Origin of the sequence: Bacillus sp. AFS017336 (assembly GCF_002555445.1) — a bacterium.
GTDB lineage: Bacteria > Bacillota > Bacilli > Bacillales > Bacillaceae_G > Gottfriedia.
The window spans coordinates 47165-62965 of the sequence record NZ_NUCO01000145.1; the positions used below are offsets into that span (position 1 = coordinate 47165).

Annotated in this window: 6 protein-coding genes; 5 read left to right on the forward strand and 1 reads right to left on the reverse strand. The window is 35.8% G+C overall.

The window, feature by feature from the left end; all coding sequences use genetic code 11:
* Positions 1-24 precede the first annotated feature (24 nt).
* From CN601_RS24895 to CN601_RS24905, 3 genes are read left to right on the forward strand one after another with little or no spacing between them, the layout of a single operon-like run.
* Positions 25-1371, forward strand: coding sequence for an APC family permease (locus CN601_RS24895; protein ID WP_098172694.1), 1347 nt, complete (start codon positions 25-27; stop codon positions 1369-1371).
* A gap of 49 nt (positions 1372-1420) precedes the next feature.
* Positions 1421-2278 (forward strand): YitT family protein, encoded by an 858-nt coding sequence (locus CN601_RS24900; protein ID WP_098172695.1) that lies wholly within the window; start codon positions 1421-1423, stop codon positions 2276-2278.
* A gap of 18 nt (positions 2279-2296) precedes the next feature.
* Positions 2297-3928, forward strand: a complete 1632-nt coding sequence (locus CN601_RS24905) for an amidohydrolase (RefSeq protein ID WP_098172696.1) — start codon at positions 2297-2299, stop codon at positions 3926-3928.
* Positions 3929-4031: 103 nt separating this feature from the next.
* Here CN601_RS24905 and CN601_RS24910 read toward each other — a convergent pair whose 3' ends face one another.
* The gene (locus CN601_RS24910) at positions 4032-5270 is read right to left on the reverse strand and encodes a hypothetical protein (RefSeq protein ID WP_098172697.1); all 1239 of its coding nucleotides are present in this window, start codon (positions 5268-5270) and stop codon (positions 4032-4034) included.
* 841 nt (positions 5271-6111) lie between these two features.
* Between CN601_RS24910 and CN601_RS24915 the strand changes: the two genes are divergently transcribed.
* Complete coding sequence (locus CN601_RS24915) at positions 6112-12045, forward strand: InlB B-repeat-containing protein (RefSeq protein ID WP_098172698.1); 5934 nt, start codon at positions 6112-6114, stop codon at positions 12043-12045.
* Positions 12046-12598: 553 nt separating this feature from the next.
* Entirely contained in the window at positions 12599-15568 is a 2970-nt protein-coding gene (locus CN601_RS24920) for a bifunctional 2',3'-cyclic-nucleotide 2'-phosphodiesterase/3'-nucleotidase (protein ID WP_098172699.1), read from the forward strand.
* The last annotated feature ends 233 nt before the right edge of the window (positions 15569-15801 follow it).

Below are 15801 nucleotides of genomic sequence, written 5' to 3' on the forward strand. Positions count from 1 at the left end.
GATTTAAACAAGGAGGATTGATGTATGAGCAATGCAAGTTCACCAACTCTTAAGCGTTCTCTTTCATTAAAATATGTTGTATTTTTTGGCCTAGCATTTATGGCTCCAACAACTATGTTTTCAACATATGGAGTAACTGTAACAAGCACAAACGGAATGATCCCAACTGCTTATGCGTTTGCATTAATTACCATGTTATTTACAGCATATAGTTATGCACAATTAGTGAAAGCGTTCCCGAATGCTGGTGCAGCTTATACGTTTACGCAAAAATCGATAAGCCCTCATATGGGGTTTATTGTAGGTTGGACCATTATCCTTGATTATGTGTTTAGCCCGATGATCAGTGCCCTGCTAAATGCAATAGCACTGAATGCAATTTTCCCATCCATTCCGATGTTTGTTTGGATCATTTCATTTATTATCATTATTACGAGTGTCAACATTCTAGGTATTAAATTAGCGGCAAACTTTAATACAATTTTGTTTTTCTTGCAAATCTTTTCGTTTGTACTGTTTCTAATTTTGTCGATTAAAGGTCTGCATGCAGGAAAAGGCGTAGGGACATTATTTTCAACCGTTCCTTTTTATGATTCTGAAATTAAAGTACCAGCTCTTCTATCGATCATTCCAATTCTTTGTTTTTCCTTTTTAGGATTTGATGCCGTAACTACTTTGTCAGAAGAGACGAAAGACCCTACGAAAACATTGCCAAGAGCAATCTATTTGATTACGCTGATTGGCGGATTCATGTTTATCTTGGGTTCGTATTTTTTACAACTCATTTTTCCAGAGTTTCAGTCTTTTAAAAACCCTGAATCCGCCTATATAGACATTGCGATGTATGTTGGAGGAAACATCTTTACGAGTATTTTTAATGCGATTGGACTAACAGCTGGTTTTGCTTCAGCAGTTGCCTCCGGGGCAAGCGCCTCTCGTATTTTATATGCAATGGGAAGGGAAGATGTATTGCCTAAAAAGATCTTTGGCTATTTATCTCCAAAACATCGCACACCGGTGTTTAATATATTAATTATAGGTGTGATTGCATTAAGTGCGCTATTTTTAAATTTAACATCTGCTATTTCGCTTATTAATTTTGGAGCGCTATTCGCCTTTTTCTTTGTGAATCTTTCGGTTATCTCTCACTATTTTTTCCGAAAGAAACAGAGATCCTTTAAAGGGACGATTCAATATTTGATCATCCCGCTTATTGGAACGGTACTAATTGGACTTTTGATTACAAAACTAGATAAACATTCTCTATTGCTAGGTGGTACATGGCTTCTAATCGGATTAATCTATCTATTAAACTTAACAAAAATGTTTAGGCAACTGCCTCCGGAACTTGGTTTAGAAGAAGCTCAATAGTGTGAAAGTCCCTAACTGTAAAAGAAAAAAAGCAGGAGGGTTAAGCGAAATGAAACATAAAATAATAGCGCTCATTGCGATTATTTTAGGATCTGCCATTATGGGCTTTGCTGTAAATTGCTTTAATATAAGTAACGGTTTAACAGAAGGCGGTATTACTGGTATAACCATATTATTTAAATTTCTCTTTAATTGGAATCCAGGGTTAGTTAATTTATTGATAAATTTTCCGTTAATGTTTCTTGGCTGGAAGATGTTAGGGAGAATGGAATTTTTTTATATGATTGTAGGAACCGTTTCATTATCTGTATTTCTTAGCATTTTTGAAAACTTCTCTTTGCCATTACGTGACCCTTTGCTCGCTTCTTTATATGCTGGTGTTTCAGTAGGAATTGGATTAGGGATTGTTTTTCGTTTTGGAGGAGCAACAGATGGAATCGACATCATCGCACGTCTTTTGAATAAATACATGGGATGGAGTATCGGGCGTACAATGTTTTTTTCAGATTTTATTGTCATTGCTTTGTCACTCAATTATCTTGATCTTACTCATGCTATGTATACGCTCGTGGCTGTTTTTATTGGAGCAAAAGTTATTGATTCTGTTCAAGAGGTAGCATATAAAGCCAAAGCTGTTATGATTATATCCAATAAAACGACTGAGATCTCGAAGAAAATAACGATGGAAATGGGAAGAGGGGTTACATCACTTAATGGCAAAGGTGGATACACCGGAGAGAGTAAGGAAGTACTTTATTGTATAGTTAACAGAAATGAACTAGGACGTCTAAAATTATTAGTACAAGGAACTGATCCGTATGCATTTGTAAGTGTTAGTGATGTGCACGAAGTGATTGGGAAAGGTTTTACCCAAGATCAACTCATTCATAAGATTAATATATATTAATGGAAGGTTTGATTAATTATGAGTAAACAAATAGCTGATATGATTATTTCAAGTAATGCTGTTTTTACAGGTCTTACAGACCAATATGAACGTACTTCTATTGTTATTAAGGACAATAAAATTATTGCTATGGGTTCTGAGGAAGAAATTAAACACTATGCAGGTGCGAATACAAAAATCTATAAGTTTAATGACCAACTAATCATGCCTGGATTCCATGATTTTCACCTACATATAATGCAGGGGGCCGTCGCTCTTAATGGTGTCAATCTTTTCGCGGCTCGTTCAGAAGGGGAAGCGTTGGAAATGATTCGTAAATTTGCCGAATCAAATCCTGAAAATCCATGGGTAATAGGATTTTCATGGGATTCAGGTTATTGGGATACACAACATTTACCAAATCGTTATGCATTGGATGAAATTCTCCCCAATCGTCCAGCTCTTATGTTTCATGCCGAAGCTCATTATGCATGGGTAAATACGAAAGCATTAGAGATTACAAATATTACTCGTTTTACGGAATCTCCGTCTTATGGAACTATTGGAAAGGACGAAAATGGAGAACCAGATGGTCTCCTATATGAAGAAGCAATGGATAAAGTGATCTCCCATGCCTATGATTTTACAAAAGAACAAAAGAGAGCTCTTTTCACAAATTTCCTTACTCATGCTGCTAGTTTAGGAGTGACAGCTGTCCACGATTTATTTGCAGCGGAATCATTGGCAGCTTTAAATGATTATAGTATTTATAAAGAATTTGAAGATAATGGGGCACTTACAACACGTATCCATTTGTGGCCAGCATTGAATGGCAACTTGGAACGCGCGAAGAATTTGCGGGATACATATCAATCGGATAAACTCCGTATTTCAGGACTGAAACAATTTATTGATGGTGTCATTACCGCTCGTACTGCTTATTTACTCGAACCTTATTCGGATAAGCCAGAAATATGTGGTGAGACTTCTTTTTCTCCTGAGATAATAAAAAAATGGGTCGTTGATGCAGATAAAGACGGCTTCAGCATTCGTTTTCATGCGATTGGAGATGGAGCCATTCGTTTGGCGCTAGATTCTTATGAAAAAGCACAAAAGGTTAATGGGAAGCGGGATTCACGTCATTCCGTTGAACATGTAGAAGTGATACATCCTAATGATATCCCTCGTTTTAAGGAGCTTGGAGTTACAGCTTCGATGCAACCGGATCACTTTGCAATGTCAGAAAGAGGCGTCTATACCAATCGAATTGGTTTAGAACGAGAAAAGAAGGTTTTCGCTATTCGTACATTGCAAAAAAGCGGTGCGAACTTAGCATTTGGAACTGATTTCCCGATTGATAGTCTAAATCCTCTTCTACAAATCTATCGTGCAGTGACCAGAGTAGACAGTAGTGGAAAAACAGTATGGCATCCTCATGAGCGCATCACTCTTGCCGATGCATTAAAAGCGTATACAAGCGGATCTGCATACGGGACATTCAGAGAGCATGAATTGGGGACTCTAGAAGTAGGGAAGCTGGCAGATATTATTGTTTTAGAGCGAAATCTTTTTGAAATACCGGAGGAGGAAATACCGGATACAAAGATAGAGTTAACGATTGTTGACGGAAACATTGTTTTTGAACGTACTGACTCATTAGTAGAAATGTAATTTAATTAACTACGGAATTTACTTTTGTATATAGGATAAAGTCTGCATTTAAAAGAGAAAAAAAATGCCACGAAACAATTCGAGGCATTTTTTTAGTGCTTTTTTATACTAAATTCAGCAATTCCAAATACTTTTTTTCATGTTCAGCGTTAGTATGATCCCTATACTCCCAATAAATCTGGAGGCACTTTTTAAATCTATTTAAATTTCCTAATTCGAAAGCTTTATTTGCTACATCTAATAGTTCGTGTAGTCCTTCATTTGTTTCATTTCTCGCACAACGATATAAGGCATGTGCATGGCGGAAATGCAAGTAGCTTTTATAATTATGTGGTTGATTCGGTAATTCTTTAATAATGTGTTGAAATCGATTTAGCAAATTGCGTGCATCCTCTAAACGAGCTGATTTTACTAATCCTTCTAGCATATAAGGTATAACTAAATAAACGTAATCACATCGTTCAGACCAGGAGATGAATTGATCTACATACTCGAGGTGACCAAATTCAATATAAGTGATTAAACGGTTACCGACGGCAAAATTCGCATGGAAATCACTAGCTAGAGCAGAACGGTTGATCAGTTCTAAGACTTCATTTAAAGTACCACCCAATCGTCTTAATGAAAACGACTGAATTAATAGCGCCTCTGCATACCAAGTTCCTTCTTTGGCTGTTTTCTCCAAAATTTTCGCATAATGCAATGCCTGGCCCCATTCCTCACGATATTGATATACTGCTGCGATCCATAGATAAGATAATTGTTGAAATTCGTTTGGCATATAAGGTATATGCTTTAAAACAAGTGCTAAAGCTTGCTGTTCTTCTTTAGTCCCCTTTACCAAATAAAAATTCCTAGAATAACTAATGGCAACTTGTTCAGAAAAGTGGTTAGGCATACTTTCAATAATGATTTCATATAGGGGCAGTGATTGTTTCTCAGTCCCTTTTAAAAAAAGAGATTCAGCAACGGAAAAAACAAAGTTTAAATTTTTTGTAAGAATTGGCTTCGATCTTTCTTGTAATATAGTATTTAAAAGCTTCTGAAGCGGTTCCTCGTATTGTTTTTCAGCACATTTATACAAAAAATCCTTCCCTCTTGATTTACTTAAATATCCATTTTCATGGAAACATTCCTTAATGTAATAAGAATAAAAAGTGTCTTCTGGCAATTCGAAAGCTCGGGTAAAAGCATCTAAATTCAGTAAAGAAAGGGGCTTTTTATTATTTAGAATTCTACTTATATCAGTTTTGTTAACACCAGATACTTGGGATAGTTTTAAATTATTCCAATTATTCTTTTTTATCTGATGCAAGAGACTATTTAATAACGTTGTATTCACTTTATATGCCTTCTTTCTATTGTCTTTAATATGAACCCAGTTATTAATTGTCAGGATTTATCTATTATTTTCTTATTAGATATAAAGAATATAAATTCTAAATATTATGACGTCAACTATTGAATTAAATAAATATTAAAATAATTTAAAAAATGACAAAAAATTTATAACCGAGATTTTTTGCAAACTGCCTTTATACTTAATTTGAAATTAATATTGATATGCGATTTTTTTGCCAAACTAATTACTCTAAATTGGGGAAAAGTGATTTTTAATAGATTAAAAGTTGTATAAAACCCAAAAGAGGATGCTTGATTAGTCAACTATTTTAGTGGTGCGATCTTGACAAATAAAACAGTGTATTGAATGTGATCTTTGGTTATTAGAACAAAATCTTCACATTTTTACAAATATACTAAACATCTAAGAAAGAAGGAGAGGATCAGATTTAATGGGCCAAAGGTTTGCCAGCAAGTAAAAAGTGCGAAGTAAGACCTGACCGTCAATTGTGTTCAAAGTATCCATCAGAAAGTAATGACCTGGTTGCGGTAAGTCGGTTGTTTTCTCATTTTGGGTAAAACGCCTTTCTTAGTCATTCGGGTAAATTACTAGAAACATAGGGGGAAATTATAAACTTTCAAATTTATAATCGTTAGTTTATAGCGAACCACATCATTAAAGTGTTGAAATAGGAGATTTATAGATAGGATATCAAAATTAGCTATATTGAAAATCGTATCCCATTTAAAAAACTCAATCTATCTACTTTCTTTAATTGATAAGTGTTATTTGATGATACGCCAATTTCAAAAATCAAAAACTACTATAAGGGGTTTTGTAGATGAGGAAAAAGAAAAGTAAACACCTGATGAAGGTGACTGGATCCACGATGCTCATTTCTTCACTATTGTTTAGTATGCAAGGTCCAATTGTGTCGAAAGCTCAAGTTCGATCAACACCAACTTCGACTAAATCTGGTGTCACATTGGATGATGCTGAACTGAACAAGTTGCTTAAAAACTTAACACCTGAACAAAGAGCTGCTCTAAAAGGGCCAGATTTGCAGGAATTCCCAGTGATTTCACCGGGTATTAACCTGAAAAGTAATGCACCCATTGATGTCATTGTTCAGTTTAAACAGGCACCAGCAAAAATTGCTGTGCTTAAGCAGGCTGTGAAGGGTAAAAAATTATCACTTACAGATGCAAAAAAAGAAGTTGAATCAAATCACTCAACTTTTAAAACGAAAGTAGCTAATCTTAAAAAATCAAAAAAATTAAGTGGCGCAACAATCAAACGGGAATATCGAAATGCTCTTAATGGTGTTTCGATGACATTGCCAGCAAATCAAGTTAAGAATTTATTAAGCACAGGGGTTGTCGAACGCATTTGGAAGTCAGAGGTTGTGAAACTTGACCTCCCGAAAGAACCGAAAGAAACACCAAGTGGTGGAAATGCTGCAACACCTGGAGATGATATAAAGCAAATCGGTGCTGATAAATTGCACAGCGAACATATTACTGGTAAGGGAATTAAAGTAGGCGTAATCGATACAGGTGTGGATTACAATCACCCAGACTTAAAAGACGCTTTTAAAGGCGGATATGATTTTGTCGATAATGATAATGATCCTATGGAAACAACCATTGCTGATTGGGAAAAAGCCCCTGCTGATCAAAAGCCACCTTCGTGGGAGAGCTATATTACTGAACATGGTACGCATGTTTCAGGTTCGATTTTGGCTCGTCAGAAAAACAATGTAGACTATGCAGTAGAAGGTGTTGCACCTGAAGCTGATCTCTATGTATATCGAGTATTAGGACCAGGTGGGTCTGGGTCCAATGTCAATATTATTGCAGCAATTGACCGTGCAGTTTCAGATAAGATGAATGTCATCAATCTGTCTTTAGGGATGGATGTGAATGATCCACTTAGCCCAGTTGCGATTGCTGTCAACAACGCAATGTTATCTGGAGTGGTGACAGTGGTTGCAGCAGGTAATGCAGGCCCAAATGAGAAAACATTAGGAACACCTGCGGCAGCAGAATTGCCAATCACAGTGGGAGCAAGTACTGTGAGTCAAACGATTACAACTTTTGATGGTAACGCAGGAAGTGACCAATTCACAGGGATGAGAGTGTTAGCTAAAAATTTCAATGACAATCTTGCAGATTTTAAAAATCTTACTCTTCCTGTAGTAGATAGTGGAAATGGTTCAGCAGATAACTTCACTGGTAAAGATTTGACAGGGAAAATTGCACTGATTAAACGTGGCGATATCACATTGAATGAAAAGATTGAAAATGCCAAAAAAGCAGGAGCAAAAGCTGTTATTCTTTATAATAACGTAGATGGCGTTATCCCATATAATTTCGGTGACGGAACTAACTTTATTCCAACTTTCACAATGACCAAAGTGGATGGTGAACGTTTACAAGCTCTTGGTACAGTTTCGTTTACGTTAGGAAAAATGGGAAGTGTTGTTCTGGACGGTGACCAATTAGCTGACTTTAGTTCGAGAGGGCCTGTTGAGGGAACTTTTAACATTAAACCAGATGTGGTGGCTCCAGGAGTTGGCATTTTCTCGACATTACCAGAATTTGTGAACGACCCAGGTGATGGAGAAAATTATAAACTTGCCTATGGTCGAATGGATGGAACGTCCATGGCTTCTCCACACGTGGCGGGCGCGGCAGCTTTAATTTTACAAGCTCACCCAGACTATACGCCATTTGATGTAAAAGTAGCCTTAATGAATACTGCAGTAGATTTAAAAGAAACTCACTCGGTTAACGAAGTAGGTGCTGGTCGTGTCGATGTATATGATGCTGTACATGCTGATGTTTCGATTCGAGCAATAACGAAGACGGACCAAGTTCGAGATGGCAAACTGATTCAGGTTGATGAACAAACAGGATCACTATCATTTCAAAATCACAATGTAACGGATGAAGCAACGTCAGCAACCGAAACCGTTCAAATCAAGAATAGTAGTCAAAGTCAAAACAAAACGTTTACAACGAGTGTGAAGTTTACCCCATCAAATGGTGGTCGTATCTTGGATGCTTCGTTAAATAACGTGACGATGTCACTTCCGACAACTGTTAACGTGTGTGCAGGGCAAACAGTTGACTTAAAGCCTACTCTTAACATCCCTGGAGCCGTCACTCCTGGACAATTTGAAGGGTATATCAATCTGACAAATAAACAAGATCCTTCTGAGCACTATCAAGTTCCGTTTTCCATTCGAATCTCTGAAAAAGGAATCGGTGAATTTGCAACCTATCCATTAGCAGTCACAACGAATTGGGAAAATCCAATGGCATCTCCTTATGCGGATGCTAGCATTAGCTTTCAGTCTCCACAAGACTACCTTGACATTGTTTTAAAAGATATTAAAACAGGTCAGTATGTTGGTTATGTTGATGGACTTGTTGCGGAAGGTGCTATGACGGATATACAATACTATCTTCCATTCCTTTTTATGGGGAATGTACATTACTTTACTGGTAACCCTTATCACCCGTGGGCCGATACTCCTAGAGATGTGCCAGAGGGAGACTATGAATTAGTCGCGATTGCGACAGACGCTGATGGTCATACGTATGATGCAGAAACATTAATGCTCGTCGATAATACACCTCCAAAAGTGACGTTGGATCGAAAACCTGGTTTTTACCAAGTAGCTGATTCTGAATATACGACGGAAAATGGGTTTGATCCTGCCATCTGGATTCATGGAAAGGTGACGGATCCAATTATCGATAAGCTTAAAAAATATGGCTATCCAGAGGCTACACAAGCAAATAACTTTGCCTATTTTAGTACGCCTAATGAAGGTGGGTTTATAGAACTGTCACCAGATGGCGATTTCAAATTCCCAATTTTCAAAAAATGGGTGACCGATCCAAATTTAATAGGCGGCATTTTTAGTGCAAATCTTTCTGTTCTCGATTACGCGACTTGCGGTGATGCCGTGATGAATTACAAGTTTATGACGACAGATTCGCCGGTTACCACGCTAACCTATGACAAAAAACAAATGGTTTTAGGCGATACACTAACAGTATCAATGAACGCAAATAACTATAATAAGATTCCTGGTCCTGGTAATTTTACATCAACTTTTAAAGGGATGACGATGGCTTTAGGGTATGATGCAAAGCATTTCGAGTACCAAGATATACAAATCAATCCTATATTTAATGCGTATCTAGCATCAAAAGGTGCAACTGCGACAATTGGTACGAAATCGAATAAAGTAAATTTCAGTAGTGGTTCACTAAAAATTGGGACAAAGGATTTTAATAATAACCCAAGTACGCCTACAACTTTCAGTAAAGCGGTTCCTGATAGAGGTACGTTTACGTATAACGGCAATACGTATGACGTAAACAACATTCCAATGTATGATATTACATTTAAAGTCATTAATGATGAACCTTTAGCGCCAGGTGCTGAATATTTCCCAGTCAATTCAGCAAGTCTAGTGTGGACAGATGAGAACGGGTTAGCTGGTCTGATTAATAATCAATTCCCACCGAAAGCAACGAGTGTAAACAATATCAAAATCGAGACGAATAAATCTACCTTATGGGTATTTATGGAGTCAAATGCTTTCATGAAAGCAGGCAGATTGATTGATAATAAAGTTGACCTTGCTGCAATGGGCGCAAAGACTTGGGCGGAATCACCTGATGGAAAGACTACTTATCCTGGAAGATTTTTTAAAGACGTTTCTTCAAATGGTGTTGCGACTGTATCTGCAATATTCGAAAATCTACCGGCAACACTTGAAAAGTATACTGTTTATTTATCAATTCCAAAGCATTTAACAGTAAATGTGAAGGTGAAGGCTGGCAAGAACGTAGCTGGAAGTGTGATTGGCGGAACGTTCTACGAATCATTTGATCCGAACCATGCTGGTGATCTGAATGGTGATCACATCATTGATGCCCTAGATCTTCAATTATTAGTAGAGCATTATTATGATTATGGAAATGATCTTGGTAAATATGATGTCAATAGTGATGGTAAAATAAATGCATATGATGTTCGTTGCATCGAAGAAGGCTACTTATATCGTGATCTTGATTCGATTCCTACTCAAAAAATTATACCGAAAGTCGCGGGTATAGGACTAGTAGAATTCGAAAATTCACTTGATATGGATCCACTTGTTCCATTAATCCCAGATATATATGGACCTGAGTATCGCAATGTTACTTATGATACTCAGTTAGATACACCGCCAACAACGATTGTTGTAAATGATGGAAGTATATTAGCAAAACCGATTGATGAACCAACAAGTAAAGGTTTTACTTTTGTTGGATGGTATAAAGATAAAGAGGGTACAACTCCTTGGAATTTTAGAAAAGACGTTGTAACTGGTGGAGATATTACGTTATATGCGAAATGGATTCAAAAATCGTTAGCATCCAAAATAATTTTTGACATGAAAGCAGGAAGCCAATCAAGTTACGCTATTACTGTAAAACCAGGTGAACTAATTCCTGAGCCAACAGGAACCTTTACGAAACAAAATAAGGTACTTGCTGGATGGACTGTAGACACTACTACACCAACTCTATGGAATTTTGCAAAAGATCGAGCAGAAGGAAGTATGATTCTTCATGCAGTGTGGGCTTCACCGATCTCTGTTACATTTGCAGAGAATTATCCAGAAGCAACTGATAATAAAGCTGTATTAGGTAGTAGTTATGGAGTAAAATTCCCAGTAGCGCCAACTAGAACAGGCTATACATTTGCAGGATGGGCAACTACGAATAATGCTACTGTAGCGAATTTTACTGAAGCGACGCCATTGACTGCACCAATTACTGTTTATGCAGTATGGACAGCAAATAATTACACTGTTACATTTGATAGCAATGGCGGATCTGCTGGTTCTGTTATTACAACAGATTATAATACGATTACAGCACCGACTGCACCAACAAAACAAGGTTACACATTTGTTGGATGGTATAAAGATGCAGAAGGAAATACACCATGGAACTTTGCAACAGACAAAGTATCTAATGACATGGTTCTATATGCTAAGTGGAACGTAAACACTTATACAGTTCACTTTACTAGCAATGGTGGTAGTCAAATTGCTGACAAAAAAGCGAATTACGATAGCGTTGTTACTTTACCAAAACCGACAAGAACAGGTTACACATTTGTTGGATGGTATACAGATGCAGCATTAAAAACATCTGCAGGTACAACGATTAATTTAAAAGGCGATATCACACTGTATGCAAAATGGAACATTAATCAATACACTGTTAAGTTTAATAGTAATGGTGGAAGCACAATTGCAGCTAAAACAGTAAATTACAATTCAACGATTAGTCAACCAGCATCACCAACTAGAAAAGGTTATGTATTCCTTGGATGGTACAAAGATGCTTCTGGTAAAGTAGCTTGGAACTTTGCAAAGGATCACGTTACAGCAAACACTACAATTTACGCTAAATGGGTAGCAATTCCAGCTAAACCTTCAAATGCGAAATTAACGAAGTCTGGAAAAGACTCTGTGAAACTAACATGGTCAAAAGTCTCAGGTGCAACAGGATATGAGATTGTTAAATCAACATCTAAAACAGGAACATATTCTCACCTAACTAGCGTTACAACAACTAATTACACGAACAAAGGATTAAGTAAAGGGAAAACTTACTACTACAAAATCCGTTCTTACACAATCGTTGGAACGAAGAAAATCTATGGCGACTTCACAAGCGTTATTTCGATCAAAATGTAATTAAAGTAAGAAAATCAATAAAGTAGTACAGCAGTTAGAACAAAAGTATAAAGGGTGTTTAGGATAAATACCCTTTATACTAAAAAACGATTTTTTGTACAAACTTCCCCGTAAAAAATATAGATGACCACAAGGTAATTGATATTCCTTGTGGCTTTTTTTGTTATTAGTTTGATTGTGACTCAAATTAAACCACTTAGTGAAGGCTATCTCGGAAAGTACTGTCAAAATTTAAAACAGTACTTTTTCAAGTATACAAGATTTTACTTTAATAGAGCCTTGAAAAAAGTAGGAAGTATTTATTACCTATTGTTAAAATGTTATTAAAAAATAATTATCTAATATTTCCTAATATAATATAAAATCTTACTAATATTTACCTTTTCTACTATGATATCTGTAAAATGCGTAAATTTGGTAGATTTAATATTAAGAGATTGTTAAAAATATATTTTTTAAAATAATAATTGTATAAAACATTCTAATCAAGTTATAATTTTATTCGGTGGAGAGATAGAGAAAAATCACTGAATAATAATAGGGATGTGTAAGAATGGGTAAGAATGTAAGCGTTTTTAAGTTTAATAAGATCGTTGTTACAGCTTTAACAATTGCTACAATTGCGACACCATTTACAAATGCAAAAGCGGAAGTAACAAATACAGCAACACCTGCTGCAATTGATCTACAGATTTTAGAAACAACTGATTTACATGATAACGTTATGGCGTATGATTATTACAAAGATACTCCCGTACTAGATTATGGTTTTGCTAAAACTGCAACATTAATTAACCAAGCACGACAAGAAAGTGAAAATAATCTCCTTTTTGACGCTGGTGATACGATTCAAGGTAATCCAATGGCAGATTATGTAGCAAAAGTAAAAGGTTTATCAGATACTGATGTTCATCCAATGATTAAATCTATGAACATAGAAAACTATGATGTTGCTACATTTGGTAATCATGAGTTTAACTATGGTTTAGATTACACAAAAAAAGTAACTGGTAAAGCACAATTTCCATATGTAAATGCAAATATTTACAATGCTCAAACTGGTAAAAATGAATTTACACCTTATGTAATTTTAGATAAAACGTTTAAAGATGCTAATGGAGTTGCCCAAAACGTAAAAGTTGGGGTAATTGGATTTGCTCCTCCTCAAATTATGGATTGGGACAAAGATAACTTAACTGGCAAAGTAGTAGCTAAAGATATGGTTAAGACGGCTCAGGAATTTATTCCTAAAGTAAAAGCTGCTGGGGCTGATATCGTTGTTGCTTTAGTTCACTCAGGCTGTGATGTTGCAACTGCTGGTCAAGAAAATGCTGAAAATGCAGTTTATGACTTAAGTAAAGTTGAAGGAATTAATGCAATTCTTTTCGGACATAAACATACAAACTTCCCTGGTGCTGATGAATTTAAAGGCAAAGAAGGTATTGATAATACAATCGGTACGATTAATGGTGTACCAGCAGTTGAAGCTGGATTCTGGGGTAATAACCTTGGAGTTATGAAATTAACTTTAACTGCAGATGAGAATGGCAAATATACAAAGGTCGAAACAAAAGGTTCAACTTTACGTCCTGTTTATGATGCAACAAACAAGAAAAGCTTAGCTGATGAAAATCCTGCTATTGTAGAGGCTGTAAAAGATTATCATACAGGAACTCTTAATTATATTAATGGAAAAATTGGTACGACAAGTGCACCAATGTATAGCTATTTTGCTCGTGTGCAAGATGACCCAACAATTCAAATTGTAAATAATGCACAAACTTGGTTCGCAAAAGATTTTATTTCTAAAAACCTACCTGAATATAAAGATATTCCAGTATTATCTGCAGCTGCACCTTTCAAATCTGGTCGTGGTGGAGCAGGTGATTACACAAGTATTGGTACAGGGGTACTTTCAATTAAATCAGCAAACGATTTATATTTATTCCCTAATACTTTAAAAGCAGTTGAATTAACTGGTGCTCAAGTAAAAGATTGGTTAGAAATGAGTGCAGGACAATTTAAACAAATTGATCCAGCAGCTGGAACTGCTCAAGAATTAGTAGATAATTCATTCCCAGGATACAACTATGATGTAATTGACGGTGTAACTTATCAAGTTGATGTAACACAACCAGCTAAATATAAGGCAAACGGTGACTTATTAAATGCTGATGCAAGCCGTATTGTTAACTTAGAGTTTAATGGACAACCAATTAAAGAAGATCAAAAATTCATTATCGTAACAAATAACTACCGTGCAAGTGGTGGAGGAAATTTCCCAGGCTTAAAAGGTGGTAATGCGAAAGTAGTAATCGATACAATCGAAGAAAACCGTACAGTTTTAATGAATTATATCGAAAAACAAGGTGTAGTAAATCCAACAGCGGATAAAAACTGGATGATCGCACCAATCGAAGGTAACCCAGAAGTAATCTTCAAATCTTCAACAGACGCGAAAAAAGTATTATCTGATTCAGCTCACATTACGTACAAAGAGGATGCAACTGAACTAGGCGTAACATGGGGAGTTTATTCTTATAACACAAACTTAACTGTTGATTCAATTAGTGATAAAGCAACTTCAATTACTGGTAAAACAATTGCAGATGCACATGTAACAGTTAAAGCAGGTAATGCAACAGTAGGAACTGGAAAGGCTGATTCAAAAGGAACTTTCACTATCAAAATTGCTAAACAAAAAGCAGGTACAACTCTAGTAATAACAGCTACGATTAAAGGGCAGGAAACGTCGTTAACTGCTACTGTGATCGATCGTACTGCACCTACACCAGTTGTAGCACCAGTAAGTAATATTTCTACTACTATTTCTGGTACTACTGAACCAAATGCAAAAGTTGAAGTATTAAAAGGTTCTACAGTATTAGTAAGTGGTAATGCAGATTCAAAAGGTAAGTTTAAGTTAAACATTGCTAAGCAAGTAGCTGGTACAGTTCTTTCAGTTATTTCAACAGATACAGCAGGAAACATTAGTGCTGCTACAAAAGTAACAGTAATTGATAAAATTGCTCCACTTAAACCAGTTGTATATTCTGTAAACTCAAAATCTACAACTCTATCAGGTACAGCTGAAAAAGATGCTACAATTACAATTAAAGCTGGCAATAAAGTAATTGCTACTGGAAAAGCAGCATCAACTGGAAAATTCACTATTAAAATCAAATCTCAATCTCCAGGAACAGTATTAGCTATTACAGCTACTGATTTAGGTAAAAATGTAAGTCCAACAACTTATGTTGTTGTAAAAGACGCAACACCTCCAACAAAACCAGTATTAACTGGAAATCTAACAAGCAAATCTACTATTCTTACAGGTAGAGGAGAAGCTGGAACAACTGTAACAGTAAAAGTTGGATCTAAAGTAATCGGTACTGGTAAAGTATCAAGCAAAGGTAAATTCAGCGTAAAAATTTCACGTCAAAAACGCGGTACAACTGTTGTTGTTTATTTAACAGATGGAGCGAAAAACGAAAGTGAAGGTAAAAAGATAGTAGTTAAATAATAAGGATTTAAGTCGAATTAATTAAATGTAACCCGAATAATAGACACTTATAAAAGGGTCTATTATTCGGGTAATTTTATGTCCTCGTCATTTAAGCCCCGGTTAAAATTAACATATAAATATGATATGTAAAAAATTATGAATTCTTCAATTTTGATATAAAGTGTTCAATCCTAAATTAAGAATTTTTTAACAAAATTTATTTTTTTAGGACCCTTTTTTTATATAAAATG

Bases quoted from the DNA above. Each gene is read 5' to 3' on its own strand.
- CN601_RS24895 (WP_098172694.1), top strand. From the start codon at position 25: ATGAGCAATGCAAGTTCACCAACTCTTAAGCGTTCTCTTTCATTAAAA.
- CN601_RS24905 (WP_098172696.1), top strand. From the start codon at position 2,297: ATGAGTAAACAAATAGCTGATATGATTATTTCAAGTAATGCTGTTTTT.
- CN601_RS24915 (WP_098172698.1), top strand. From the start codon at position 6,112: ATGAGGAAAAAGAAAAGTAAACACCTGATGAAGGTGACTGGATCCACG.
- CN601_RS24900 (WP_098172695.1), top strand. From the start codon at position 1,421: ATGAAACATAAAATAATAGCGCTCATTGCGATTATTTTAGGATCTGCC.
- CN601_RS24920 (WP_098172699.1), top strand. From the start codon at position 12,599: ATGGGTAAGAATGTAAGCGTTTTTAAGTTTAATAAGATCGTTGTTACA.